We start from the raw sequence: 24,795 nt of genomic DNA, 5'->3' as shown, positions 1-24,795 counted from the left end.
GGTAGGAAGGGCGGCATGACCGAACTCGGCGCTGTGTTCCGTCCCCAACTCCCTCCCGAGCGGCTGCGTGCCCTCGCCCGGCTCGCGGATGAGACGGGGCTCGAAGAGCTCTGGCTGTGGGAGGACTGCTTCCGGGAGGGCGGGATCTCCACCGCCGCTGCCGCCCTCGCATGGACCGAGCGGGTGCGGATCGGCGTCGGCCTGCTGCCCGTGCCGTTGCGCAACGTCGCCATCACGGCGATGGAGGCGGCCACCCTGCACCGGATGTTCCCTGGGCGGGCGGTCCTCGGTGTCGGCCATGGTGTGCAGGACTGGATGGGGCAGGTGGGAGCGCGGGCGGAGTCGCCGCTCACCCTGCTGCGGGAGCACCTCGTCGCGCTGCGCGCCCTGTTGGGGGGCGAGCGCGTCAGCACCCGGGGGCGGTACGTCTCGCTGGACGACGTCGCCCTCGACTGGCCGCCCGAGGGTCCCGTCGAGGTGCTCACCGGGGCCACCGGCCCGCGCACCCTGCGCCTCGCGGGCGAGGCCGCCGACGGCACGGTGCTCACCGCCAGCACCCCGCCCGACGGCGTCCGCCGGGCCCGTCGGCTCATCGACGAGGGACGGCAGAAGGCGGGGCGGACGGACCGGCACCGGGTCGTCGTCTACCTCCTCACCGCCACCGGGCCCGACGCGGCCGCCCGGCTGCGCGCCGAACTCGCCGAGGAGGGCGTCGCGGACGTCCCCGACCTGGGCGTCGCCGGAGACGCGGGGGCGGTCGCCAAGGCCGTCCAGCGGCTTGCCGACGCCGGTGCCGGCACGGTGGTCCTCCAGCCGACGGCCGACGAGCCCGACCCGGAGGGTTTTGTACGGTTCGTCGCGGAGGATGTCCGGCCTTTGGTGCCCTGATCCGGCGTAGGCCGTTCAGCGGCTTGTCGACGCCGGTGCCGGCACGGTGGTTCTGCAGTCGACGGCCGACGAGCCCGACCCGGAGGGTTTCGTACGGTTCGCCGCGGAGGATGTCCGGCCTTTGGTGCCCTGACCCGGCGTAGGCCGTCCAGCGGCTTGCCGACGCCGGTGCCGGCACGGTGGTCCTCCAGCCGACGGCCGACGAGCCCGACCCGGAGGGTTTCGTACGGTTCGCCGCGGAGGATGTCCGGCCTTTGGTGCCCTGACCCGGCGTAGGCCGCCGGCGGCTTGCCGACGCCGGTGCCGACACGGTGGTTCTGCAGTCGACGGCCGATGAGCCCGACCCGGAGGGTTTCTTACGGTTCGTCGCGGAGGATGTCCGGCCTCTGGTGCCCTGACCCGGCGTAGGCCGCCGGCGGCTTGTCGACGCCGGTGCCGACACGGTGGTTCTGCAGCCGACGGCCGATGAGCCCGACCCGGAGGGTTTCTTACGGTTCGTCGCGGAGGATGTCCGGCCTCTGGTGCCCTGACCCGGCGTAGGCCGCCGGCGGCTTGTCGACGCCGGTGCCGACACGGTGGTTCTGCAGCCGACGGCCGATGAGCCCGACCCGGAGGGTTTCTTACGGTTCGCCGCGGAGGACGTCCGGCCTCTGGTGCCCTGACCCGCCGGGCGGAGGGGATCCCCGGTCCCGAAGTGGCCGGAATCCCGAAGTGGCCGAAAAAAACGAGCGGCGCCCGCACGCGTCGGCCTGCGACGATCACCCCATGACCTCCCACCGCACCCGCACGTTCGAGGACCTCGTCGCCGAGGGCGCCGCCGTGCCCACCGAGGGGTGGGACTTCTCGTGGTTCGAGGGGCGGGCCACCGAGGCGCGGCCCTCGTGGGGGTTCGCCCGCTCCCTGGGCGACCAGCTGGCCGGTGCCACCGCCTCGCTCGACATCCAGACCGGCGGCGGCGAGGTCCTGGACTTCGCCCTCGGGCAGGGGATCAAGACGCCCCCGCTCGCCGCGGCCACCGAGGGCTGGCCGCCGAACGTGACCAAGGCCACCGCGCTGCTGCGTCCGCGCGGCGTCGTGGTCGTCGCCACGCCGGAGGACGCGCCGCTGCCCTTCGCCGACGACACCTTCGACCTGGTGAGCAGCCGGCACCCGGTCAACCCGCAGTGGGCGGAGATCGTGCGCGTACTGCAGCCGGGAGGCACGTACTTCGCCCAGCACGTCGGCCCGCGCAGCGTCTTCGAACTCGTCGAGTACTTCCTCGGCCCGCAGCCGGAGGCGCAGAGCTCGGACCGCCACCCGGACCGCGACCGCGCCGCCGCCGAGGCCGCCGGACTGGAGATCGTCGACCTGCGTGCCGAGCGGCTGCGGATCGAGTTCCACGACATCGCCGCCGTCGTCCACTTCCTGCGCAAGGTGGTGTGGATGGTCCCCGGCTTCACCGTGGCCGAGTACGAGCCCCGCCTTCGGTCCCTGCACGAGCGGATCGAGTCCGAGGGCCCCTTCGTCGCGCACAGCAGCCGCCATCTCCTTCAGGCCCGTAAGCCACGCGCCTGACCTTCACGGCTCCGGATGGCGCTTGGACAGCTGCAAATAGGGCAATTGGTGCATCCTGTGGCGATCCATCCCGTGTATCCATGGTCTTCACGGGGTTTCCACATCGTTATCCCAGGTGGCTCGCATCGGGGCCACGGCTGACGTAAATTCAATGCGAGGCAATTCGCGCTGGCAAAGCTGCGCGGTGGCACCGCGCAGAGGAGGGGGCTGCGCGGTGCCGCGCCCACTTCCCGGCGTCAAAGAAACGTTCCGACCCGGAGTCACCCGCTTGGGCGATGCCCCACGTCCCCATGATTCCGCCGTAATTCGGCCACGAAACCCCCATGAGCAGGGCTTCGACCGGGCACCGCGCCGTCGCCGCCCGACTCCGGAGAGTAGTTGTGGCACGCCGATGCACCCACCATCCCTCACGAAGGGTTATGGTGGAACCCCCCCCTCGGGCCGGTCCGTATCCCCCCCACGGACCGGCCCGTTTTTTCTCGCTCGGACCTGGACGCTTCCTCCGGCCGACGCAGGGGCCATCCGATCGACACCCGATCCAAGGGCCGCACGGCTTCGCCGTGCCGATGTCACCGCCCCCGCAACACGCAGGAGCACACGGACAGATGGCCCCCCGGGCGCCGGGCATCCGGCACTCCCCGGTACGCTCTAGCCGCGGGGACCGCCATCCGTCAAAGGGGCTGACAATCACGTGAACCTGCGCGACAAGCTGCGCGGCCTGCTCGTCAGGCTCTACGCACGCCGGGTGGAAGGACACCTGGACCACGCCCAGGTGCCGAAGCACATCGGTGTCATCGTGGACGGCAGTCGGCGCTGGGCGAAGGCAGCCGGTTCCACCCCCGTCGACGGTCACCGCGCCGGCGCGGAGAAGATCGAGGAGTTCCTCGGCTGGTGCAGCGAGACGGACGTCGAGGTCGTCACCCTCTGGCTGCTGTCGACGGACAACTTCAACCGCCCGCCGGAGGAGCTCGGCCCCCTCCTCGGCATCATCGAGGACGTCGTCCGCACCCTCGCCGCCGACGGCCGCTGGCGGGTCCACCACGTCGGCACCCCCGACCTGCTGCCCTCCCCGATGCAGACGGCGCTGAAGGAGGCCGAGGAGTCCACGGCCCACGTCGACGGAATACTCGTCAACGTCGCCATCGGCTACGGCGGCCGCCAGGAGATCGCCGACGCCGTACGGTCGATGCTGCTGGACGCGCAGGACAAGGGCACCTCGATGGAGGAGCTCGCCGAGGCCGTCGACATCGACATGATCGGCCGCCATCTCTACACCGGCGACCAGCCCGACCCCGACCTCGTGATCCGTACCAGCGGTGAGCAGCGGCTGTCCGGGTTCATGCTGTGGCAGACCGCCCATTCGGAGTACTACTTCTGCGAGGTCTTCTGGCCGGCCTTCCGCAAGGTCGACTTCCTGCGCGCGCTGCGCGACTACGCGGCACGCCACCGCCGCTACGGCGGCTGACCAACCCCTTCGGGTACCCCGTTCGGGGCGGAAGTGTCGCGTTTTCAGGGGGATACCCCCAGATCCCCAGGAGTTCACCGGGGCGTCGTCACATGAGTCGGCATGGCAGTGCTTGTTCGAGGGCATAAGCCAGTCAGGTCGATGCCCGAACCACGGGTGTCGGATCTCAGCGGACGGCACGGGGCCGTCCGCCCGGGAGGCCCCTTGCACCAGCTCGACCGTGCGGTCACAGCACGGAAGAAGCAGTGGAGGGCCGGTTCCCGGTCCGTGCAAACGGGCCGACGACCGGTCCAGCTCCACTCCGTCGCTCCCCGACCTCATCCGAGGGGGTACGTCCTTCCGTGGTGACCAGCACAAAGCGCCGCATGCCTGACCGGCGCACCTACGTTCTCGACACCAGCGTCCTGCTGGCCGACCCGAACGCCCTGAACCGCTTCGACGAGCACGAAGTCGTGCTCCCCATCGTCGTGGTCACGGAGCTGGAGGCAAAGAGGCACCATCCCGAACTCGGCTACTTCGCCCGGCAGGCCCTGCGGCTGCTCGACGAGTTCCGGGTCCGGTTCGGCCGACTCGATGCCCCCATCCCGATCGGGGAACTCGGCGGGACCGTCCGTGTCGAGCTCAACCACTCGGACCCCAGCGTGCTGCCGTCCGGATACCGCCTTGGTGACAACGACTCCCGCATCCTCGCGGTCGCCCGCAACCTGCAGGCCGAGGGATTCGACGTCACCGTCGTGTCGAAGGACCTCCCGCTCAGGATCAAGGCGTCCTCGGTCGGGCTCCTCGCCGAGGAGTACCGCGCCGAGCTCGCGATCACGGAGAATTCCGGCTGGACCGGAATGTCCGAGCTGACCCTGCCGGGCGAACAGGTGGACATCCTCTTCGAGGAGGGGCACGTCTACGTTCCCGAGGCCGCCGACATCCCCGTGCACACGGGGCTGACGATCCACTCGGAGCGCGGCAAGGCCCTCGGCCGGGTCTCGCCCGAGGGAAACGTCCGACTGGTGCGCGGCGACCGGGAGGCGTTCGGCATCAAGGGGAGGAGCGCGGAACAGCGCATCGCGCTGGACATCCTCCTCGACCCGGACATCGGAATCGTGTCCATGGGCGGCCGGGCCGGCACCGGCAAGTCGGCGCTCGCGCTGTGCGCGGGTCTCGAGGCGGTCCTGGAGCGCCGCCAGCACAAGAAGGTCATGGTCTTCCGTCCGCTCTACGCGGTCGGCGGACAGGAACTGGGCTATCTGCCGGGCTCCGAGTCCGAGAAGATGAGCCCCTGGGCGCAGGCGGTCTTCGACACGCTGTCCGCGGTCACCAGCCGCGAGGTCATCGAGGAGGTCACCGCGCGCGGGATGCTCGAGGTCCTGCCGCTCACCCACATCCGCGGCCGCTCGCTCCACGACGCGTTCGTGATCGTGGACGAGGCACAGTCCCTGGAACGGAATGTGCTTCTCACCGTTCTGTCCCGAATCGGCGCGAATTCACGGGTCGTTCTGACCCATGACGTGGCCCAGCGGGACAATCTGAGGGTCGGTCGCTACGACGGTGTGGTCGCCGTGGTGGAGAAGCTGAAGGGGCACCCCCTCTTCGCCCACGTCACACTGACGAGGTCCGAGAGGTCCCAGATCGCGGCCCTTGTGACCGAAATGCTCGAAGACGGCCACATCTGAGGCAATCCGCCAGCCTCGGGAAGTCTGGGGTATTCAGGGCCAGTTGGCGCCGTCCGGAAAGGCCAAGAGCCTAGCCGGGCGGCGCCTTCGCGTGGTGCTGTTTCTCGAAATCCCAGGGCGCAAACGGGATGTGAGCTTTCACACGCAACTCAGAATTGCCACCCGGCGTCCGGTTACGGCAGAGTCTCATTCCTGTCAGGCCCCGCATACGACACACCTGTACCCCCAGCGGTACGGCACCACAGCAACACCACCAACTCCACAGCGTCGTCGTATGCCGCCCGTGCACCATGCGGCGCTCCCCGCGAGGGAGTTGCCCACCGGGCCCGCGCCTCCCGTGACCCCTTTAGTTGGGAGGCCAGTGTCTAGGGGCACGATTGCGTCCGCCAGGGTCACCGAAGCGGGCGATGCTGGAAGGAAACCGTGTGAGCCCGATTTCGGTCCGGGGATTCGCAGTGGCCTCCGCCACCGCGGTCACCGCTGTCGGAAGCGTTGTCGGAGTTGCCTCCGGCAGTGTCGCGCAGCCGAACGACGCCGAGGCGACGGCAGCAGGCACGACGCTCCTGGCGGATCTCCCCGCGGGTGAGCAGGCTCAGGTGCAGACCGCGTCCCTCACGCAGCAGGCCGACACCCAGGCCATCGCCGCGGACGCGAGCGCCAAGAAGGTCGCGGAGGAGTCGGCGCGCAAGGCCGCCGCCAAGTCCGCGATCGAGAAGAAGGAGGCCGCCGAGCAGGCGGCCAAGGAAGCCAAGGAGCGCGCCGAGGCCAAGGAAAAGGCCAGCAGGAGCTCCTCCAGCTTCCCGGTCCAGAGCTCGTACACCGTCGCGCAGATCCAGTCGATGGCTGCCTCGATGGTGCCGAGCGGGCAGTTCCAGTGCTTCAGCAACATCGTGGACCACGAGTCCAGCTGGAACTACCGGGCCGTCAACGCCTCCTCCGGTGCCTACGGTCTCTTCCAGGCCCTGCCGGGCTCCAAGATGTCGTCGGTCGGCTCCGACTGGCAGACCAACCCGGCCACCCAGATCAAGTGGGGCCTCAACTACATGGACAGCCGGTACGGCAGCCCGTGTGAGGCCTGGTCGTTCTGGCAGGCCAACAACTGGTACTGAGCGCGCCCGGCTCTCAACCTCGCGAAGCCCCTCCCCGTCCTAGGGGGAGGGGCTTTTGCCATGTACGGTCGGACCGGACGACTCCAGGGGGGAGTGGTGAGGAGAGACGGGGGAAGAGGACGGATCATGTCGCGAGTGCCAGGGTGGCTCGGTCGGATGGGTACCCGACTGACCGATATGGGTGAGCGGTTGGACGAGCGCCGCGCGGAGGTGGCCCGCGAGGAGGCCGAGGCCGACTCGGCCGAGGCGCCTGAGCGCCGGCCGAAGACGCCGTCGGGCGCCGCCTCCCGTGCGCCCGTCGTGCTGGTTCCCCGTCCCGATCCGGCGCAGGCCGTGCCGTGGGGCGTACGGGTCGCCGCCGAGGCCGGCTGGCGGCTTCTGGTCCTCGCGGGCACCGTCTGGGTGCTGATGCGGGTCATCAGCTCCGTACAGCTCGTCGTCTTCGCCTTCGTCGTCGCCCTGCTCATCACCGCGCTGCTCCAGCCGACGGTGGCGCGCCTCATGCGGCACGGCGTCCCGCGCGGCCCCGCCACGGCCCTCACCGCGATCCTGGGCTTCGTCGTGATCGGCCTGATGGGCTGGTTCGTGACCTGGCAGGTCATGGAGAACATCGACGACCTCTCCGACCAGATCCAGAGCGGCATCGACGACCTGCGCAACTGGCTCCTGAAGAGCCCCTTCCACGTCACCGACAAGCAGATCAACCAGATAGCGAAGAATCTGCGGGAGGCGGTCGGCGCCAACACCGACCAGATCACGTCGGCGGGCCTGGAGGGCGTCCAGGTCGTCGTGGAGGCGCTCACCGGCATCCTGCTGACCTTCTTCTCCACGCTCTTCCTGCTCTACGACGGCCGCCGCATCTGGGCGTGGACGCTGAAGCTGGTCCCCGCGGCCGCCCGGCCCGCCGTGGCCGGCGCGGGACCGCGCGCCTGGCGCACCCTGACCGCCTACGTCCGTGGCACGGTCCTCGTGGCCCTCATCGACGCCGTCTTCATCGGCATCGGCATCTACTTCCTCGACGTCCCCATGGCCGTTCCGCTGGCCGTCTTCATCTTCCTGTTCTCGTTCATCCCGCTCGTCGGTGCGGTCGCCTCCGGAGCGCTGGCGGTACTCGTCGCGCTGGTCACACAGGGAGTGTTCACGGCGGTGATGACCCTCGTGGTGGTCCTCGCCGTCCAGCAGATCGAGGGCCACATCCTCCAGCCGTTCATCCTCGGCCGCGCGGTGCGCGTCCACCCGCTCGCGGTCGTCCTCACGGTCGCGACGGGCGGCATGGTGGCCGGCATCGGCGGCGCGGTGGTGGCCGTACCGCTGGTGGCGGTGACGAACACGGTGGTGAGCTACCTCAAGGCGTACGCCGAGGAACAATCGGCGCCACCCGAGGTCGAGGACGAGGCCGTAGCGGATGAACAGGGTCCGACGGAACCGCCTCCGGGCCCTGAAAAACCTGCCTCGGATTCGGTCAAATGAGCGCCGAACACAGTGCTTTGAGCAGCCCGCGAAATCAACTTCCGTCAACTAGCGGCAGGTAGGAAACCGGGCCCCGGAATATGCGCCCGTCCTGATACACATTCCCTCCTGAGCGCTACGCGTCAGGCGTATGTGCGAGGCGGCGGGGGGTGTGATGTCGGGCCACGAACACCTGGCACAGGCCCTGGCCGCGTGCGGCCGTGACGGCTTCACCGGAGAGCTGCGGATCACCGGGACACCCGGTGGCACCTTCCACTTCGGGGACGGCCGGGTGGTCGCCGTGGAGTCGCCAGGTGCCCCGGGACCCGAGGCGCTGCTGCTGCGCTCCGGGCGGGTCAGCGGCGAGCAGTGGGCCGAGCTGGTGCGGGAGTCCGGCGGTTCGCGCTGGCCGGCCACCGCGCTCATCGCCCACGGCTACGCGGGGGCCGCACAGCTGCGTGTGGTGTGCGCGCTGGCCCTGCACGACGCCGCGTTCGCGATGGCCGCGGGCCGGGTGGAGGACTGCGAACGGCGCGCCACCGCGGAGCCGTTCGCGCAGGTCCCGCTGGGTGAGCCGCCCCTGCGGCTGCTGCAGGACGCGGTCCGCAGACTCACCGCCCTGGCCGCGCTTCCGCACCCGGTGCACCCCGACCGGGAACGGCCCGTGCCCTCGGGCACGGACAACGGATCCGGGGCCCTGCGACGCGAATTGCTCACCCACGCCGACGGTCGCAGCACGGCCCGCGATCTCGCCTTCCGGGTCGGGCGCGGCGTCTACACCGTGACGGTCGAGGTCGCGCGCATGCTCGAGGAGGGACTCCTGGTGTGCGCCGGACCGCCCACGCCCATCGCGGTCCGCTCTCTTCCCGATGGTGACGAACTCCGGCCTCGCACGCCCACGCCCGTGGAGCAGCCCCCGTCCCAGGCAAGGACCGATCTGCCCCGCCGAAAACCCGGCAGCTTCTTCCGACTCCGAAACGGAACGCCCAAATGAAACAGCCGATCAGATGTGAACAGATTCAGGGGAGTTGAGTCAATGGATCACAAAGCCCTGGCGCTCGAAATGCGTGGTCTGCGCGAACAGGTCACCGGAATCACGGATACCGCGGTCGCCGCCGCGGACGGACTGCTCATCGCCGCGGACACCGCCGACTCGATCGACCCGGAGGGCCTCGCCGCGCTCGCCGCGGCCGGCCTCGGCCTGGCTCGGCGCACCGCCGGGGCGACAGCCCGCGGCGCGCTGCGCCGGACGGTGACGTACGGCAGCCACGGCTGCGCCGCCTTCTACGCCGTCGGTGACACCGCCCTGATGGTGGTGCTCGGCGACGAGGGCATGGACCTGGACCATCTGCACCGGGCGACCCAGCCGACCCTGAACCGGATCGGCTCGATCCTCACCGACAAGGCGACCGAGAAAGCGCCAGAAGGAGTCTGAAGGGATGGCGACGAAGCGTATGACCTCAGGTTTCTCCGACCAGGTGATGGGCCTGGTCAAGTCCCTTCGCACCGACGCCCCCGACTGTGTCGCGTCCGGTGTGGTCGACATGTCCACCGGCATGCTGCTGTCGTACGAGACCGTCGAGAACCACCCGCCGGAGGTCCTGGACCTCCTGGCGGGTGCGACCCTCGACCTGTTCCAGGGCCGTACGGTCGTGATGATCGAGGATGTCTTCAAGGAGCGCCGTGGGGTCAGCAGTGACAACCACTTCTTCCAGGAGATCCTGGTCAACAGCGAGAACCTCACGCACCTGTTCGTGCGGCTGAGCGAACAGCAGGACGTCGTGGCCGTGGTGGTCTGCCGCAAGTCGGTCAACGTCGGCATGCTGTTCGCCCAGGTCCGGCGGGTGGTGAAGGAGTACAGCCTCTAGGCTAGGGCCTGTCCGGCGGATCATGCCGACGTCGCGGGGTCTGGCATGCGCATCTGCGGCGTTGTCGCAGCTGCACGCTCCCCCACTCTCGGCTTCGCTCGAGCGGGGGGACCCCCATGACCCCGCTCACCTGCACTGATCAGGCACCGTTGCTTGAAGTCGGCCTGATCTGCCGGACAGGCCCTGGTGGACGGCCGGCTGCGGGCGGTTACTCCGTCCGCAGTCCGTCCGGTCGCATCAGCCTCAGCAGCGGCGGCAGGCTCAGCACCGTGACCACGATGACCACCGCGGCCCCCACGCCGGTCATCGACAGCACGCTCGGCCAGTCCACGCGCACGGTGGTGTCCGTCATCCGCAGCAGGACCGCGCCCAGGGTCAGCCCCACCACCAAGGCCAGCAGCAGACCGAGCGTGATCGGGATCGCCGTCTGCCACAGCACCGACAGGCTCAGGGTGCGCCTGCGGGTGCCGAAGGCGACCAGCGCCGACAGCAGCTTCTTGCGCTCCCGCAGCTGCTCCAGCTGGGAGACCAGCAGGCTCGCCCCGATCAGCGCGAGGACACAGGCGGCGCCGACGAACAGGCCGGTGCGGATGGAGTCGTAGCGGTCGTTGCGCTCGTACGACACCCAGTTCATCGGCTCTTCGAGCGGGTTGATGCGGGCCGCCGTGTTGCGTACGTACTCGCGCGCGTCCGGCAGCGACTCGTCGAGCCGCAGATAGATCTGTCCGCGCACCCCCGGCGCGACCGTCGAGGACAGGGCGCTCGGGGTGATCAGGAGGCCGCCGCGCTTGTAACCCGTCGGATCCACGAGCGAGCGGGCCTGCTTGACGTCCTTCGGCAGGGTCCAGGCGACCGGTTTGGTGTTCTCGGAGCTGTCCGAGGTCTCGGTGTCGAAGTAGAGCCTCCGGCCGGGCTCGGCGGTCAGGGCCCCTTCCTCGCCGTCGTCCCCGCCGCCCTGCAGGACGAAGGAGTCGCCCTCGCGGCACGAGGGCAGTGCGGCGATCTCGCGCAGGGACGCGCAGTCGGCGACGGTCACCCGGCTCCAACGAGCCGAGTCGCCGGGCCCGTCGGCGATGTACCCCTCGTCGAACGCGTACACCTTCTCCACGCCCTTGGTCGCGGCGAGTTCCTTCGCGGACGCGGCCAGTGCCTTCCCGTCCGGGACAGTCACCTGCATCTGAGCCCGCGAGACGTCGTAGCCGGTGCTCTTGGTGTAGTCGCCCTCGACACCCGCGAACAGCATCTGCAGAGCGATCGCCCCAGCCACCGCCACCGCGATGCCGTTGACCATCCGGGCCGCCGTGCCGCTGCTCAACTGAAGCCTGCGCACGGCCAGTTGCCAGGACAGTCCGCCCGCGCCCAGCCGGGCCACGACCGCCTCGACGATCCACGGCAGCAGCGCGGTCACCCCGACAAGGAGCAGGACGACACCGCCGGTGACGAGGTACTGGTTGAAGTCGCCGCCGTCGCGCCCCTGTCCGACCATCGGGTAGAGCATCGCGAGGCCGGCCAGCGGCAGCAGCAGCCGCCACCACAGCCGGCGCCGTGCGGGCTTCGCCGTACGCACCACGCCGAGCGGCTCGATCACCACGCCGCGCAGGGCGAACAGTGTGACCATGACGGCCGCCGCGGGCACCGCGAGACCGACCAGCAGGGCCAGTGCGGGGGAGGGGTTGAGGTAACTCGGGAACACGCTCATCCCGAACACCTCGACGGAGCCCGCCACTTCGCGTCCGATCAGGAAGAACCCGGTGCCGAGGACCAGCCCCAGCACCGCTCCCGCGAGCGCCTCACCGGCGGCGATCCGCCGGGTCGAGCGGCCGTCGGAGCCCACCAGGCGCAGGGCCGCGAGCCGCCGGTCGCGCCGCTCGCCGCCGAAGCGCACGGCCGCGGTGATGAACACGGCGACCGGCATCAGCAGGACGACGAAGACGACGAGGACCAGCAGGAGTATGACCGGGTCGGTCTGCTCCTTGGTCGGGTGCGGGTCCCCGAAGCGGTCGATCCGGGTGATCCGGCCGCCGTCGATGCCCTGGGCCGCGAGCCCCTCGGCGCCCCGGTAGTAGGCGAGTTCATGGGAGCCGATGAGTCCGCTCTCGCCGATCGTGCCGACGATCCGCTCGGGCAGCCGGTCCCGCAGGAGCCTGCCGTCGCCGGACTCCAGCAGCTTCTTCAGCGCGGGGGAGACGACCATCTCGCCGGCCGCCGGGAACGCTCCGACCCCCGGCGGCAGCGGTGCCTTCGGTCCCTCGGGCTGCAGCTCCCGGCCGCGGATGCTCAGGTCCCGGAAGGTGGTTCCGGTGGCCGCGACCAGCAGGGTGTCGGCTGCCTTCGGGATGACCTTGTCGCTGTACGTGATGTCCGTACGGGCCGCCTCCCGGTCGTGCCGGACCGCCAGTGCGCTCGGCAGCGCGGTGGTCAGCAGCAGCAACGCCACCCCGAGCCCGACGCCGACCGCGGTCAGCAGCGCCCGGACCCATCCCTCGCGTCCGCCCGCGAAGGCGAACCGGACCCCCATGGCGAGGTCTCGCCACCACTGCCTGAGACTCATACGACCCGCTCCATGTCCCGGGACTTCCCGTCCCGTACGACGATCTCGCGGTCGGAGTAGGCGGCCACCCGTGCCTCGTGCGTGACGAGGACGACGGCCGCGTTGGTGGACCGGGCGGCCTCGGTAAGCAGGTCCATGACACGCTCGCCGTTGAGGGAGTCGAGCGCGCCGGTCGGCTCGTCGGCGAACAGCACGCGCGGGTTGGTCACCAGGGAACGGGCCACGGCCACACGCTGCCCCTGACCGCCGGACACCTCACCGGGCCGTTTCTTCCTCAGGTCGTCGACCTCGAGGCGTTCCATCCAGCCGAGCGCGGCCTTCTCGGCCTCCTTGCGGGAGGTGCCGTTGAGCCGCAGCGGCAGCGCGACGTTCTCCACGCAGGTCAGCTCGGGGACGAGCTGCCCGAACTGGAAGACGAACCCGAACTCGGAGCGCCGGAGCGCACTGCGCTCGGCGTCGTTCATCGTGGCCATCTCCCGGCCGTTGTAGGTGATCGAGCCCGAGTCGGGCGTGACGATCCCGGCGAGACAGTGCAGCAGGGTCGACTTGCCGGACCCGGAGGGGCCCATCACGGCGACGACCTCGCCGGGGTGGATGGAGAACTCGGCGCCGTCGAGGGCGACGGTCGGACCGTAGGTCTTGCGCAGCGCGTCGGCTATGAGCAGGGAACCGGCCGGGGTCACTTGACCACCACCTCCGCGAGCTTGTCGAGACGCGCGGCGGTGAGCTCCAGCCAGCGCAGGTCGGCTTCCAGATGGAACAGGGCGTGGTCGCAGATCAGCTGGTCGGCGAGGTCGCCCTTGCGCTTGCGGTCGGTGAGGATGCGCATCATCCGCAGGTGCTCCGCGCGCTGGTTGTCGAGGATGTCGCCGGCGTCGCGGTGCGTGAGCAGCGCGAGAACGACCTTGGTGTACAGCGTGGACTGGAGATACGGCTCGGGCTTCTCCGGCGTCGCGAGCCACCGCTGGACGTCGGTGATCCCGGCGTCGGTGATGGCGTACCGCTTGCGCTCGGGGCCGCCGCCGGGCTCGATCCCGTCGACTTCGACGAGCCCGTTCTTCAGCAGCCGCGACATCGTCGAGTAGACCTGGCCGTAGTGCAGCGGCCGGTCATGACCGAACTTCTCGTCGAAGGCCCGCTTGAGGTCGTAACCGTGGCGGGGCCCGGACTCCAGGAGCCCTAGGAGGGTGTGACCGATGGACATGGAGAGGACTGTACATGCGGTGTATACCCCTCGTGTATACGCAGGGTGTGTAGAGGGATTCCGCACGTGAGGAGCCGCAGGTGGGGGCCGATTGTCACGGTTGTGCTACGCGTCTTTGGGCGGCCGTTCGCGGGACGGCTGTTCTTTGGGGGGCCGTCCCCGGCGCGGCAGTGGCCCGGTGTCACCGGGAAGCCGGCCGGTCTCCTTCAGGGCCCGGCGCAGCAGGAACTCGATCTGCGCGTTCGCCGACCGCAGCTCGTCCCCGGCCCAGCGCGCCAGCGCCTCGTACACCAGCGGGTCCAGCCTCAGCAGCACCTGCTTGCGCTGCTGAGGCCGCCGCTCGGGGGAGCCCCCCTCGGAAGGTGTCGTCACTGGTAGAGGGTCCCGGTGTTGAGCACGGGCTGCGGGGCGCGGTCGCCGCACAGCACCACCATCAGGTTGGACACCATCGCCGCCTTGCGCTCCTCGTCCAGCTCGACGATGTCCCGCTCGGTGATCCGGGCGAGCGCCTCCTCGACCATGCCGACCGCGCCTTCCACGATCTGCCGCCGGGCCGCGACGACCGCGCCGGCCTGTTGCCGCTGGAGCATCGCCGAGGCGATCTCCGGCGCGTAGGCGAGGTGGGTGAAGCGGGACTCGATGATCTGGACCCCGGCCGACTCCACGCGCGCGTGCAGCTCGGTGGCGAGCTTCTGGGTGATCTCGTCGGCGTTGCCCCGCAGTGAGAGCCCGTCCTCCTCGTGGGCGTCGTAGGGGTACTCGATGGCGATGTGCCGTACCGCCGTCTCCGTCTGGGTGGCGACGAACTTCACGAAATTGTCCACCTCGAAGGTGGCCTGCGCGGTGTCCTCGACCTTCCACACCACGACCGCGGCCAGCTCGATCGGGTTGCCGTAGGCGTCGTTGACCTTGAGGACGGCGGTCTCGTGGTTGCGGACCCGGGTGGAGACCTTCGTGCGGGAGGTGAAGGGGTTCACCCAGCGCAGGCCGTCCTGGCGGATCGTGCCCTTGTAGCGCCCGAAGAGCTGGACCACCCGGGCCTCGCCCGGCGCGACCGTGTTCAGGCCGCGCAGCGAGATGAGCGCCACTATCAGGACCAGGGCCCCGCCGACGGCGAAGCCGGGGCTCTCCCCGCTCGCGGCGAACAGGAAGACGGCGAGCAGCAGTCCGACCAGGCCCAGCAGCAGCGCGAGCGCGCCGCCGATGCTGTGCGCGGCGAACTCCCGCACGCGCGGAGCGGGCATGTCGGGTGCGTCGGCGATGGGTGCGGATTCTTGCGCGGACATGGAGGTCCCCCGTTTCGAGTCTATCTCGATGCTAACTAAGTGATATCACTTTACCCGGTTCCGGCAACCTTGACACCCTCTCGGAGGTCTGGTTCCGAGGAGGCGGGTGCTGATTCTCACGCCCCCCGAAGACCCGATCGAAGGCCCGGCGCCATATGGACCGGTGTTAGCTTTCTGAGCTGACCTGTGCCACGAACCTGTGTGGCCGCCGATGAGGAAGCGGAGCGAGTCGACCCATGGGACGAGCGGAAGAGAGAAGAGCACGTCAGCGCGGTGGCCGCCGCGCGGCGCCGCCCACGCGCTCGTCCCGGACAACGCCGAGCGAGGGGATCGCTCCGGGCGAGGGCATCGCGCCGGGCGGCAGGGCCGCGGCACGCAAGGCGGCCGCCCGGGGTAAGAAGAGCACCAAGGAAGGTAAGAGCGGTATACGCCGGCTCTTCACCTGGAAGAAGATCCTCGGCACGTTCTTCGCCTTCTCCCTGCTCGGCATCGGCGCCTTCGTCGTGATGTACATGATGATCGACGTGCCGAAGGGCAACGCGAAAGCTCAGGAACAGAGCAACATCTACAAGTACAGCAACGGCTCGGTCATGGCCCGTGAGGGAGACACCAACCGCGAGATCGTCGACCTCTCCGAAGTGCCCAAGCCGGTCCAGCGCACCTTCGTGGCCGCGGAGAACAAGACCTTCTACTCGGATGCGGGAGTCGACTTCAAGGGCATCGCCCGCGGGCTGTTCAACACCTTGTCCGGCAAGGGCAAACAGGGTGGCTCCACGATCACCCAGCAGTACGTCAAAAACTATTACCTCGACCAGGACCAGACCGTCACGCGCAAGCTGAAGGAACTGGTCATCTCGCTGAAGGTGGACCGCGAGACGCCCAAGGACGACATCCTCGCCGGCTACATCAACACCAGCTACTACGGCCGCGGCGCCTACGGCATCCAGGCCGCCGCCCAGGACTACTACCGCGTCGACGCCAACAAGCTCAGCGTCGAGCAGGGCGCCTATCTCGCCGCGCTGCTCCAGGCCCCGAGCCAGTACGACTGGGCGGTCGCCAGCGACACCGGCAAGAAACTGGTGACGGCCCGCTGGAACTACGTCCTGGACAACATGGTCGAGCAGGGCTGGCTGGACAAGACCGAGCGCGCGGGGATGACGTTCCCGGTCCCCAAGGAGCCCAAGGCCGCCCCCGGGATGGAGGGGCAGAAGGGCTACTTCGTCAAGCTCGCCAAACAGCAGCTGGAGAAGCAGCTGGTGGCCAAGGAAGGCATCACCCAGGACGAGGCGGAGGCCCGGGTCGAGAACTCGGGTTGGACCATCACCCTGAACATCGACAAGAAGAAGCAGGCCCAGCTGGAGAAGGCGGTCAAGACCCAGCTGACCAGCCAGTTGGACCCCAAGAAGCGGCCCGTCGACAAGAACGTCCAGGCCGGCGCCGCCTCCGTCGATCCCAAGACGGGGAGGATCGTCGCCCTGTACGGCGGTACGGACTACACCAAGCACTACATCAGCAACGCCAACCGCACCGACTACCAGCCCGCGTCGACCTTCAAGCCGGTCATCCTCGCCGCCGCCCTGGAGAACGCCTCCGAGACGCAGGGCGGCAAGGCGATCGGCGCGAACACGATCTACGACGGCACCAGCAAGCGTCAGGTCGTGGACAGCGACGGCAACAAGGTCGGCTTCGGTCCCGAGAACGAGGACGACGCGAACTACGGCAAGGTCACCGTGCAGACGGCGATGGACAAGTCCATCAACTCCGTCTTCGCGCAGATGGGCGTCGACGTCGGCATGGACAAGGTGCTGGCGACGGCCACGAAGCTCGGGATGGACACCGGCAAGCTGAGGCCGCTGCCCGCCTACACCCTGGGCACGATGGGCGCGAGCCCGATCCAGATGGCCGGTGTGTACGCCACCCTCGACAATCACGGCAAGCAGGTCACGCCGAGCATCATCAAGTCGGCGGAGCAGGGGGGCACCGAGTTCCAGATGCCCGACCCGATCGGCGAGCAGGTCATCAGCCGGGAGGCCGCCGACACGGTGACCTCGGTGCTGACCGGTGTGGTCGACGACGGTACGGCCAAGAAGGCCGTCCAGCAGAACCCCGCACGTGACGGCCGCAAGGTCGCCGGCAAGACGGGTACCTCCGACGACAACAAGTCGGCCTGGTTCACCGGCTACACCCCGGACCTCGTCACCTCGGTCGGTCTGTTCGGTGAGGACTACAAGACCCACGGGCAGAGCAAGCTGTACAACACGGCCGGCCTCGACCGCGTAAACGGCGGTGGCTTCCCGGCCCAGATCTGGGCGGCGTACACCTTCGGCGTCGCGGCCGAGAACACCAAGTTCGACCTCGACACCGACCAGGGCGCAGCGGTTCAGCCCAGCTGGACCCCGAGCCCCACCCTCTCCCGGTCCGAGACCCCGTCGTCGACCCCGACCAAGGAGAAGCCGTCGGAGACGCCCTCGGAGTCGCCGACGGAGTCGCCCTCGGAGTCGCCGACGGAGTCGCCGTCGCAGTCTCCGCCGACCAGCGAACAGAGCACTCCGGTCGAGATAACGACCTCACCGGAGAATCCGTTCGACCCGGGCAACGGCCAGTAGCGAAGAAGAAGGGGCGCCCGGTGACCACCGGGCGCCCCTTCTCGCATGTCAGAGGTGCTTCAGCTCGTGTTGAGCTCGAACCACACCACCTTGCCGGTGCTGAGCCGGGTCGCTCCCCACCGCCGGGCCAGCCGGTTGACGAGGTACAACCCTCGCCCACCCTCATCGGTGGCCCGGGCCTGCCGCAGCCGCGGCAGTTGCGGCACATCGTCCCCGACCTCGCACCGCAGCACATCGGTGCGCAGCAACCGAAGCGTCACCGGCCGGGTCGCGTACCGCACCGCGTTGGTGACGACCTCGCTCACCAACAGCTCGACGGAGTCGGTGAGATCCTCCATGCCCCAGCGGGACAACGCCCGCCGCGCGAGCCGCCGCGCACGCCCCGGCGCCGCGTCCTCCGGCTCCAGGAACCAGTACGCCACATCACTGGGCGCGATCCCGTCGAAGCGGGCCGCGAGCAGCGCGATGTCGTCGTCCCGGTCGCCCGGTCCGAGCATGTCGAGCACCTCGTCGCACAACGCCTCCAGCGGCGGCGGATGGTCCGGCCCGGTGAGCTGGGCGGTCGCGGCGAGCTTCTCCCGCAGCTGCTCTATCCCGGTCCACACGTCCCGCAGCCGGGACTCGACGAGCCCGTCGGTGTACAGCAACAGCGTCGCGCCGGCCGGCGCGTCCAGCTCCACGGCCTCGAAGTCCACGCCCCCGACACCGATCGGCGCGCCCGGCGGCACCCGGAGCACCTCGGCACGGCCGCCCAGGTGCAGCAGCACCGGTGGCGGATGACCGGCGTTGGCGATGGTGATGCGGTGCGACACCGGGTCGTAGACGGCGTAGAGACAGGTCGCCATACGGTCCGTACCGAGCCGCTGCGCCTGCTCGTCGAGGTGGTGCAGCACCTCCTGCGGGGGCAGGTCGAGCCCGGCCAGCGTCTGTGCCGTGGTCCGCAGCTGGCCCATGATCGCCGCGGACGTCATGGAGTGGCCCATCACGTCACCCACGACCAGGGCGACCCGGCTGCCCGGCAGCGGGATCGCGTCGTACCAGTCACCGCCCACCCGGGCCGTCTCGGCGGCGGGCAGATAGCGCGACGCCAGCCGCACTCCCGTCGGCCGCGGGAGCGTCTCGGGCAGCATGGTGCGCTGCAGCTCGTCGGCGATGTACGCCTCACGGCCGTACAGGACGGCCTTGTCGATGCCGAGCGCGCTGTGCGTGGCGAGCTGGGCGGCGACGAGCAGGTCGTCCGGGTCGAAGGGGATGCGGTCGGGGCGGCGCAGGAAGAGCGCGGCACCGATGACCCGGCGCCGGCCGCGCAGCGGGGCCAGGATCGTCCGCCGACCGGTCGGTACGGCGAACTCGCCGCCCTCGCCGAGCAGCTCCGGCAGCGCCCCGCGGGCCGCGGGCGTGTCCGTGAAGACCGGACGCACCCCGCGCAGCACCTCGGCGAGCGCACTGCCGGGCTGCACCTCGCACAGTTCGCTGCCGAGGGCGTCCAGCTCGGTCGGGTTCTCCGGCACCGGCACCGGCAGGATGCCGTCCTCGAGGTCCCGCTCCTGCTGCGGGATCCGGTCACTGCGCCGCAGCCGGAGCACGAGGGGGCCGATGGGCCGCTCGTCGCCGACGGGCAGCGGGTCGCGCAGATAGACGAGGATCGCGTCCGAGAAGGTCGGCACGGTCGCCCGGCACAGACCCATCACGATCTCGTCCAGGTCGATGCCGCGCGCGATCCGGCGGGTCGCCGCGCCCACGAAGCGCAGCCGGTCGCCGTCCCGCCGCATGGGCGTGGGCCGGCCGGGGACCGCGCCCTGTCCGGTACGGCGTTCCTCGCTGCCCACGCCGCTCTGCGGCCGGTCCTCCTCGCCGCCCGGCTGGACCGGGACGCCTTCGGGTACGGGCCGCGGGCGATGGGTGTCCTGCTCGGCGGCGGCCGGCTGGGAGTGCTCGGGGCCGGTACCGGCCGGGTTCATGCCCATGTCCTTGTGGTTACCGGTCCTGCCGGTCGTGCCGCTGCTGCTCTGGACGACGGGTGCCGCGTCCGGCGTGGGGTCACCGGAGCGGGCCTGGACGGGCAGAGCCGTCGGCGCCTCGACGCCCTGGGCGGACGGCGGCGCCGGGGAACGCAGGAGCGCCCCGCGGGGGTCCGTGGGGTCGACGCCCGGCTGGGGGCGTTCGAAGGAGGTCGGGTGCTCCGTCACGCGTGTCGAATCCGTCCGTCCGGGGCTGCACGCCGTACGCGCAGTTGGTCCCGCCGAAATCCCGATACCCGGAATGCGTGTCCCAGGAACGGAATTCCCGCGTGGTCAGGGGCTGTTCCTGCGTTGTTGGTCGACTTTCCGCGGCCCGTACCGGTGTTGCCCTCGTACCCCACGCTCACGTCCTGCCGCCCCTCGGTGACGATCGGTCAAGCCCAGTGCCCGCTCCGGTAGTTGCCGCTGCGCACTCTTGCGGAGGACGATCCTACGTTTGCAGCCCGGGGGCGCATCAAGGGTCTCATGAGGACAAGTGCGCGGGAGTACGGTCCCAGTCTTCCGGAAGAAGCGGCACAGTCCAGGACGGATCGGGCCGCCAGTCGGGCCAGCCGTCCGAGAACGGCGGGCCCCAGGCGCGGATCACCTCCACTGCGGACCGCCCCGCCTCCCTGACCTGTTCGGCCAGGTCAGGGCCCATCAGCCCGTCCTGCTGGGCCTGCGCGAACTCGTCCTCGTCCCGCCACTGCCAACTGTGGTCCGGATCCACGGTGATGTCCAGGAAGTGATCCTCGGAGTCCACACCCCCGGCCCACCGCGCCAGCGGCTCCTCGAGGTTCACGTACCAGTTCTTGAAGCGCCAGCCCGGCTCCCAGAACAGCCACACCGACCACGGCAGTCCCGGCCGCGCCAGTTTCAGCACCCCGGTGCCGAACCAGCGGTCCCGCTGCACGGAGCGCGGCTTGGTGTAACGCGACTCCAACGGCTCGGCATGCACCGAGGTGCCGTCGGCCAGCACCGGCTTCACACACTCGGTGCCCGGTGCCAGCCACACGGCGAGCAGGTCCTCGTCGTCGCGTACGACGGTCACCGGGCGCGCGATGTGCACGTGCGCGCCAGCGTTCTCCCGGTAGCGCCACAGGATCTGACTCCCGGGCTCCCAGAAGTGCGCCGACGTACCCGCTTCCACCGCTCTCACCGCTCCACCGTCTGCCATGACCAGATATTAGGTGCCGTAGGCATACGACGCTGCGGTGCGCGTCACGGTTCACCCCGGGGCGGGGAAAGGTTACGGCCGTGTCATCCGCAGGACATCCAGCGCCTCGTCGAGCTGCTCCTCCGTGAGGTCGCCGCGTTCGACATAGCCGCTCTCCAGTACGACCTGGCGGATCGTCTTCAGCTCCGCGAGGGCCTTCTTGGCGACCTTCGCGGCCTCCTCGTACCCGATGTACCTGTTGAGCGGGGTGACCACGGAGGGCGAGGACTCGGCGTACTCCCGGGCGCGTTCGCGGTGCGCGACGATCCCGTCGACGGTCCGGTCGGCCAGCAGCCGGGAGACGTTGGCGAGCAGCCGGACCGACTCCAGGACGTTCTTGGCGATGACCGGCAGCATGACGTTGAGCTCGAAGTTGCCGGCCGCACCGGCGGTGGCGACGGTCGCGTCGTTCCCGACGACCTGTGCGGCGACCATGAGGACGGCCTCCGGGATCACGGGGTTGACCTTGCCGGGCATGATCGACGAGCCGGGCTGGAGGTCGGGCAGCGAGATCTCCGCGAGCCCGGTCCTGGGCCCGGACGACATCCACCGCAGATCGTTCGCGATCTTCGTCAGGCCGACCGCGATGGTCCTGAGCTGCCCGCTGGTCTCCACGATCCCGTCCCGGGCGCCCTGCGCCTCGAAGTGGTCCCGTGCCTCGGTGAGCGGCAGCCCGGTGGTGCGGGCGACCTCCTCGATGACGGCGGCGGAGAAACCGGGCGGGGTGTTGATACCGGTGCCGACCGCGGTGCCGCCGAGCGGCAGTTCGGCGAGCCGGGGAAGAGAGGCCTGCAGCCGCTCGATGCCGTACCGCACCTGAGCCGCGTAGCCCCCGAACTCCTGCCCCAGGGTCACCGGGGTGGCGTCCATCAAGTGGGTCCGCCCGGACTTGACGACGTCGGCGAACTCCTCGGACTTGCGGCCGAGGGCCGCGGCGAGATGGTCGAGGGCCGGGATCAGATCCCGGGTGACGGCGGCGGTGGCGGCGATGTGGATGGAGGACGGGAAGACGTCGTTGGACGACTGCGAGGCGTTGACATGGTCGTTGGGATGCACGCCCCGGCCTTCGCCGAGCCGCTCGGTCGCCAGCGTCGCGATGACCTCGTTGGCGTTCATGTTGGACGAGGTGCCGGACCCGGTCTGGAAGACGTCGACGGGGAAGTGCGCGTCCCAGTCTCCGCGGGCCACCTCGTCGGCCGCCTCCTGGATCGCCTCCGCGACGTCCTTGTCGAGCACCCCCAGGCGCGCGTTCACCTTCGCGGCCGCCCCCTTGATCCGGGCGAGCGCCTCGATGTGCGCCCGTTCGATCCGCTGCCCGGAGATGGGGAAGTTCTCCACGGCCCGCTGGGTCTGGGCCCGCCACCTGGCGTCCACCGGGACACGGACCTCGCCCATGGAGTCGTGCTCGATGCGAAACGCCTGTTCCTGCTGCTCGTCGGCCACTGCCGATCACCTCCGTCGTGGTCAGCGTCCGTGACCGCCGAGGCTATTCCTGCCGCAGGACCTGGCCCGGCAGGCTCGGCCGCTCGGCGGGCGGGAACGCAGTGGCCAGGTAACGGTGCAGTTCATCGGCGCGGGACTGGACCTGGCGGGCGTGTTCGGCCAACTCCCGTGCGCGCAGGTCGGCCTGCTCCGACTCCGTACGCAGCCGCTCGGCCTCCTGCTCGAACCGGACGATGTGCCGGCGGATCTCCGTCAGCCACTCCGGCTGGTCCGCCTCGCGGCCGGAAAGGTACCCGAAGTGGAGAGTGGCCCCGGGGTCGGAGGACGGGCCGCGCCGTAACCCGGTCAGTTCGGTGGTGAGGGACTGCAGTGTCTGTTCGAGGCGGTCGGTGCGGTGGGTGTGCTGGTCGAGTCGCTCGACGATGTCGTTGAGCAGCGAGGCGACATGGTCCTCGGCGGCGTGCACCTCCGCCTCGGCCGCGCGGTATCTGCGCCGCCAGTAGTCGAGGGTTTCCTGTTCCTTGTCCTCGGGATACTGGCAGATCTCACAGATCGCCCTGACCACGTCCTCGATCAGTTTCCAGGAGGCCAACTCCGTTTTGCACCACGCCCGGTAGACCCCCGTCTTGCTGCGAAAACTGACTTCCGCGATACGGGCCATGCTCACATTCGAGTCCAGGCAGAATGCGTTGAGCTCCTGGCCGAACTGTTCGATCGGGGATCTGCGGTGCTTTGACAACGTCGATCGCCCCCGGGGCCCCGTACTCTCAACGATCTTGAGGGTGGCGGGGGTGGGGGAGGCCCTCCCTTCCTTTCTGCCCGATAAGTGTGGCAGTCCGCCGAAGATCCAATTGCCGCCGCCGTTCTCGGTTTTTAGCGGAGAACTCCAGAGGTGGGTGAGTGGCAAGTGGCGGAACGCGGTCAGTGATACATATGAGCAGACGGTTGGAGAAGGGGCCGAACGGCTGCTGCCCGCAGGCGAGTTGTACGACCGAGAGGCAAAGTCCATGCACGGACCGGGGCGGGACCCCCACTACGACCGCGATTCCCTGCGTTTCCAGATGATCGAACTGGCCGCCAATCTCCTGGCGCTGCTGTCGATCCTGGCGACCATGCTGGTCATCGTGCTCGCGGCGGACACAGGCCCGACAGTGATCGCCGCCCTCGCCACGGCGGTCTCGGTCTCCTTCCGCGCCTGGCTGGCCTACCGCCACCGCCACCACCCGGGAAACCCGACGCCTTTCCCGTCCCCCGATCGTCCCCGACTGCCTGGCCCTCGCCGGTCGTTCGACCAGTCGGCGGGCTCCACCGCAGAGAGCGGGAACGAGACCGTCTGAACCGGCGAAGGAAGCTCGTCGAGGAAATCGGGCCGCATCGGGGATGCGTGCCAGGGAGCATGGCGGTGTGTCCGATCTTCTGTGGGACGACGTCCAGCACTGCTTCGACCTTGACGAGATGGGGTCACTGCCGGACGTGCGTGTCCCTGATGCCTCGGTGGAGGACTGGCAGGCGGTTCTCGACCTGATCAGCGCGAGCGGCTGGAAGTGCCGGTACTCCGAGGGCGAGGTGGTGATGCCGGTGCCACGGGCGGAGGCAGTGCTGTCCCGCCCTGCTGACGCCGAGTGCCCGGACCTGCGGGTCTGGTTGACGCCGGATGTGCTGGTGATCTTCCGCTTCTGCGCACCGGAGGAGATCGACTTCGATGTTGATCTGCGTGAGCTGCAGGGCCAAGAGCGACTCGATGTTTTCTGCGGCTTCCTGCGGGCCATCGGGAGACGGCTGGGCAAGCCGGTCCTGATGGAGCCGGAGGGCGACTGCGGCCATCCGGTTCTCCGGTTCGATGTCGAAGCCGATCAGGTCGTTCTCCTGGCTGGACCGCCGGTCAGCTGACCGCTGATCCTGTGTTCTTGCGCTGGTTGGCGTTGAAGCGGGCCTTTTTCTGGCGGTTGCCGCAGGTGTTCATGTCGCACCATTTGCGGGTGCGGCTCTGACTGGTGTCGAAGAAGGCGGCCCGGCAGGTCGGTGAGGCGCACAAGGCCAGCTTTCCGTCTCGTTCGCCTGCGATGATGCTGATCGCGTCGGCGGCGATCACGCCGAGGGCGTCTTCCACCCGGGAAGCCGGGCCGAGCTGCCATCGCCGCTGGCCCTCGGGCGTCAGGATCGCCGCCGCCCGACCCTGAACGCTGCGGTCATTGATCACCTGGACAGCGGGCGCAGGGAGCGCCTCCTGGATCGCGGCCGCGGTCGCGGCGGCGTGAATCGACTCCCTCAGTTCCCGCGCGAGGTCGAGCTGCGCAGGGGTGCAGGAGTCCACGGCGAGGCCGTACAGGGCCAGCCAGTCGACGAGCCGGTGCGGCGTGGGGATGCGCTCCACGGCGTTGCCGTGACGCTCCGACAGAGTCCCCGTGAAGCTCGTCGCCAGCACGGTACCGAGGCGGAAGTCAGGGAAGCCGGCACGCATGGAACCACCTTAGCCGGTTGCTCGTCGG

22 protein-coding genes and 2 pseudogenes are annotated in these 24,795 nt (G+C 69.6%); 14 read left to right on the top strand and 10 right to left on the bottom strand.

Going from position 1 to position 24,795, the window contains the following annotated elements; all coding sequences use genetic code 11:
* Positions 1 to 15: 15 nt before the first annotated feature.
* From BFN33_RS30415 to BFN33_RS30375, 11 genes and pseudogenes are all read left to right on the top strand, one after another.
* Positions 16 to 888 carry an LLM class flavin-dependent oxidoreductase gene (locus BFN33_RS30415; RefSeq protein WP_069763357.1) on the top strand — a complete coding sequence of 291 codons (873 nt, stop codon included), beginning with the start codon at positions 16 to 18 and terminating at the stop codon, positions 886 to 888.
* Positions 889 to 1,031: 143 nt separating this feature from the next.
* Positions 1,032 to 1,154, top strand: a pseudogene (locus BFN33_RS54640) (LLM class flavin-dependent oxidoreductase); the annotation flags it as partial.
* A gap of 147 nt (positions 1,155 to 1,301) precedes the next feature.
* Positions 1,302 to 1,418: pseudogene (locus BFN33_RS54630) on the top strand (LLM class flavin-dependent oxidoreductase); the annotation flags it as partial.
* Positions 1,419 to 1,653: 235 nt separating this feature from the next.
* Complete coding sequence (locus tag BFN33_RS30410; RefSeq protein WP_069763356.1) at positions 1,654 to 2,442, top strand: methyltransferase domain-containing protein; 789 nt, start codon at positions 1,654 to 1,656, stop codon at positions 2,440 to 2,442.
* A 691-nt stretch (positions 2,443 to 3,133) separates the two neighbouring features.
* Complete coding sequence (locus BFN33_RS30405) at positions 3,134 to 3,907, top strand: isoprenyl transferase (protein ID WP_069763355.1); 774 nt, start codon at positions 3,134 to 3,136, stop codon at positions 3,905 to 3,907.
* 341 nt (positions 3,908 to 4,248) lie between these two features.
* Positions 4,249 to 5,574 carry a PhoH family protein gene (locus BFN33_RS30400; RefSeq protein ID WP_057609974.1) on the top strand — a complete coding sequence of 442 codons (1,326 nt, stop codon included), beginning with the start codon at positions 4,249 to 4,251 and terminating at the stop codon, positions 5,572 to 5,574.
* A 425-nt stretch (positions 5,575 to 5,999) separates the two neighbouring features.
* Complete coding sequence (locus BFN33_RS30395) at positions 6,000 to 6,683, top strand: transglycosylase SLT domain-containing protein (RefSeq protein WP_256122901.1); 684 nt, start codon at positions 6,000 to 6,002, stop codon at positions 6,681 to 6,683.
* Between the two features lie 126 nt (positions 6,684 to 6,809).
* Entirely contained in the window at positions 6,810 to 8,153 is a 1,344-nt protein-coding gene (locus BFN33_RS30390) for an AI-2E family transporter (RefSeq protein ID WP_069763354.1), read from the top strand.
* A 154-nt stretch (positions 8,154 to 8,307) separates the two neighbouring features.
* Positions 8,308 to 9,126, top strand: a complete 819-nt coding sequence (locus tag BFN33_RS30385) for a MarR family transcriptional regulator (protein ID WP_256122900.1) — start codon at positions 8,308 to 8,310, stop codon at positions 9,124 to 9,126.
* 42 nt (positions 9,127 to 9,168) lie between these two features.
* The gene (locus tag BFN33_RS30380; RefSeq protein WP_069763352.1) at positions 9,169 to 9,567 is read left to right on the top strand and encodes a roadblock/LC7 domain-containing protein; all 399 of its coding nucleotides are present in this window, start codon (positions 9,169 to 9,171) and stop codon (positions 9,565 to 9,567) included.
* 4 nt (positions 9,568 to 9,571) lie between these two features.
* Positions 9,572 to 10,000, top strand: a complete 429-nt coding sequence (locus tag BFN33_RS30375; RefSeq protein WP_057609978.1) for a hypothetical protein — start codon at positions 9,572 to 9,574, stop codon at positions 9,998 to 10,000.
* Positions 10,001 to 10,208: 208 nt separating this feature from the next.
* On the opposite strand, the gene BFN33_RS30370 is transcribed toward BFN33_RS30375, so the two are convergent.
* The 5 genes from BFN33_RS30370 to BFN33_RS30350 form a co-directional block, all read right to left on the bottom strand.
* A complete protein-coding gene (locus BFN33_RS30370) occupies positions 10,209 to 12,551 on the bottom strand; it encodes an FtsX-like permease family protein (RefSeq protein ID WP_069763351.1) in 2,343 nt (780 codons plus the stop codon).
* Complete coding sequence (locus BFN33_RS30365; protein WP_069763350.1) at positions 12,548 to 13,234, bottom strand: ABC transporter ATP-binding protein; 687 nt, start codon at positions 13,232 to 13,234, stop codon at positions 12,548 to 12,550. Before BFN33_RS30365 ends, BFN33_RS30370 begins: the two co-directional genes overlap by 4 nt.
* The gene (locus BFN33_RS30360; protein WP_057609981.1) at positions 13,231 to 13,755 is read right to left on the bottom strand and encodes a PadR family transcriptional regulator; all 525 of its coding nucleotides are present in this window, start codon (positions 13,753 to 13,755) and stop codon (positions 13,231 to 13,233) included. The genes BFN33_RS30365 and BFN33_RS30360 overlap by 4 nt, the downstream gene beginning before the upstream one ends.
* A 105-nt stretch (positions 13,756 to 13,860) precedes the next feature.
* Entirely contained in the window at positions 13,861 to 14,178 is a 318-nt protein-coding gene (locus BFN33_RS30355) for a hypothetical protein (protein WP_079141081.1), read from the bottom strand.
* Positions 14,124 to 15,041 carry an SPFH domain-containing protein gene (locus BFN33_RS30350; protein ID WP_059204629.1) on the bottom strand — a complete coding sequence of 306 codons (918 nt, stop codon included), beginning with the start codon at positions 15,039 to 15,041 and terminating at the stop codon, positions 14,124 to 14,126. Before BFN33_RS30350 ends, BFN33_RS30355 begins: the two co-directional genes overlap by 55 nt.
* Before the next feature lie 236 nt (positions 15,042 to 15,277).
* Here BFN33_RS30350 and BFN33_RS30345 point away from each other — a divergent pair, with 236 nt between their 5' ends.
* Positions 15,278 to 17,647, top strand: coding sequence for a transglycosylase domain-containing protein (locus BFN33_RS30345; RefSeq protein WP_069763348.1), 2,370 nt, complete (start codon positions 15,278 to 15,280; stop codon positions 17,645 to 17,647).
* A gap of 59 nt (positions 17,648 to 17,706) precedes the next feature.
* Here BFN33_RS30345 and BFN33_RS30340 read toward each other — a convergent pair whose 3' ends face one another.
* The 4 genes from BFN33_RS30340 to BFN33_RS30325 all read right to left on the bottom strand — a co-directional run bounded on the left by BFN33_RS30340 (position 17,707) and on the right by BFN33_RS30325 (position 22,967).
* Positions 17,707 to 19,836, bottom strand: coding sequence for a SpoIIE family protein phosphatase (locus BFN33_RS30340; protein ID WP_069763347.1), 2,130 nt, complete (start codon positions 19,834 to 19,836; stop codon positions 17,707 to 17,709).
* Between the two features lie 295 nt (positions 19,837 to 20,131).
* Positions 20,132 to 20,824: a DUF402 domain-containing protein gene (locus BFN33_RS30335; protein ID WP_176742498.1), complete on the bottom strand. Its 693-nt coding sequence runs from the start codon at positions 20,822 to 20,824 to the stop codon at positions 20,132 to 20,134.
* Between the two features lie 72 nt (positions 20,825 to 20,896).
* On the bottom strand, positions 20,897 to 22,306 hold the full coding sequence (locus tag BFN33_RS30330; protein WP_079141080.1) for an aspartate ammonia-lyase: 1,410 nt from the start codon (positions 22,304 to 22,306) through the stop codon (positions 20,897 to 20,899).
* Between the two features lie 43 nt (positions 22,307 to 22,349).
* The gene (locus tag BFN33_RS30325; protein WP_069763345.1) at positions 22,350 to 22,967 is read right to left on the bottom strand and encodes a hypothetical protein; all 618 of its coding nucleotides are present in this window, start codon (positions 22,965 to 22,967) and stop codon (positions 22,350 to 22,352) included.
* A gap of 346 nt (positions 22,968 to 23,313) precedes the next feature.
* Here BFN33_RS30325 and BFN33_RS30320 point away from each other — a divergent pair, with 346 nt between their 5' ends.
* Both BFN33_RS30320 and BFN33_RS30315 read left to right on the top strand, forming a co-directional pair.
* The gene (locus BFN33_RS30320) at positions 23,314 to 23,643 is read left to right on the top strand and encodes a hypothetical protein (RefSeq protein ID WP_069763344.1); all 330 of its coding nucleotides are present in this window, start codon (positions 23,314 to 23,316) and stop codon (positions 23,641 to 23,643) included.
* Between the two features lie 67 nt (positions 23,644 to 23,710).
* Positions 23,711 to 24,196, top strand: coding sequence for a hypothetical protein (locus BFN33_RS30315; RefSeq protein ID WP_176742497.1), 486 nt, complete (start codon positions 23,711 to 23,713; stop codon positions 24,194 to 24,196).
* On the opposite strand, the gene BFN33_RS30310 is transcribed toward BFN33_RS30315, so the two are convergent.
* A complete protein-coding gene (locus BFN33_RS30310) occupies positions 24,189 to 24,767 on the bottom strand; it encodes an ABATE domain-containing protein (RefSeq protein ID WP_069763342.1) in 579 nt (192 codons plus the stop codon). The genes BFN33_RS30315 and BFN33_RS30310 overlap by 8 nt on opposite strands.
* Between the last annotated feature and the right edge of the window lie 28 nt (positions 24,768 to 24,795).

Source organism: Streptomyces sp. LUP47B (assembly GCF_001746295.1).
GTDB lineage: Bacteria > Actinomycetota > Actinomycetes > Streptomycetales > Streptomycetaceae > Streptomyces.
The sequence above is the reverse complement of the archived record's forward strand: the minus strand, read 5'-3'. Positions and strand labels throughout refer to the sequence as shown.

Bases quoted from the DNA above. Each gene is read 5' to 3' on its own strand.
- BFN33_RS30370 (WP_069763351.1), bottom strand. From the start codon at position 12,551: ATGAGTCTCAGGCAGTGGTGGCGAGACCTCGCCATGGGGGTCCGGTTC.
- BFN33_RS30390 (WP_069763354.1), top strand. From the start codon at position 6,810: ATGTCGCGAGTGCCAGGGTGGCTCGGTCGGATGGGTACCCGACTGACC.
- BFN33_RS30310 (WP_069763342.1), bottom strand. From the start codon at position 24,767: ATGCGTGCCGGCTTCCCTGACTTCCGCCTCGGTACCGTGCTGGCGACG.
- BFN33_RS30380 (WP_069763352.1), top strand. From the start codon at position 9,169: ATGGATCACAAAGCCCTGGCGCTCGAAATGCGTGGTCTGCGCGAACAG.
- BFN33_RS30345 (WP_069763348.1), top strand. From the start codon at position 15,278: ATGGGACGAGCGGAAGAGAGAAGAGCACGTCAGCGCGGTGGCCGCCGC.
- BFN33_RS30360 (WP_057609981.1), bottom strand. From the start codon at position 13,755: ATGTCCATCGGTCACACCCTCCTAGGGCTCCTGGAGTCCGGGCCCCGC.
- BFN33_RS30325 (WP_069763345.1), bottom strand. From the start codon at position 22,967: ATGGCCCGTATCGCGGAAGTCAGTTTTCGCAGCAAGACGGGGGTCTAC.
- BFN33_RS30410 (WP_069763356.1), top strand. From the start codon at position 1,654: ATGACCTCCCACCGCACCCGCACGTTCGAGGACCTCGTCGCCGAGGGC.
- BFN33_RS30335 (WP_176742498.1), bottom strand. From the start codon at position 20,824: ATGGCAGACGGTGGAGCGGTGAGAGCGGTGGAAGCGGGTACGTCGGCG.
- BFN33_RS30375 (WP_057609978.1), top strand. From the start codon at position 9,572: ATGGCGACGAAGCGTATGACCTCAGGTTTCTCCGACCAGGTGATGGGC.
- BFN33_RS30350 (WP_059204629.1), bottom strand. From the start codon at position 15,041: ATGTCCGCGCAAGAATCCGCACCCATCGCCGACGCACCCGACATGCCC.
- BFN33_RS30415 (WP_069763357.1), top strand. From the start codon at position 16: ATGACCGAACTCGGCGCTGTGTTCCGTCCCCAACTCCCTCCCGAGCGG.
- BFN33_RS30320 (WP_069763344.1), top strand. From the start codon at position 23,314: ATGCACGGACCGGGGCGGGACCCCCACTACGACCGCGATTCCCTGCGT.
- BFN33_RS30385 (WP_256122900.1), top strand. From the start codon at position 8,308: ATGTCGGGCCACGAACACCTGGCACAGGCCCTGGCCGCGTGCGGCCGT.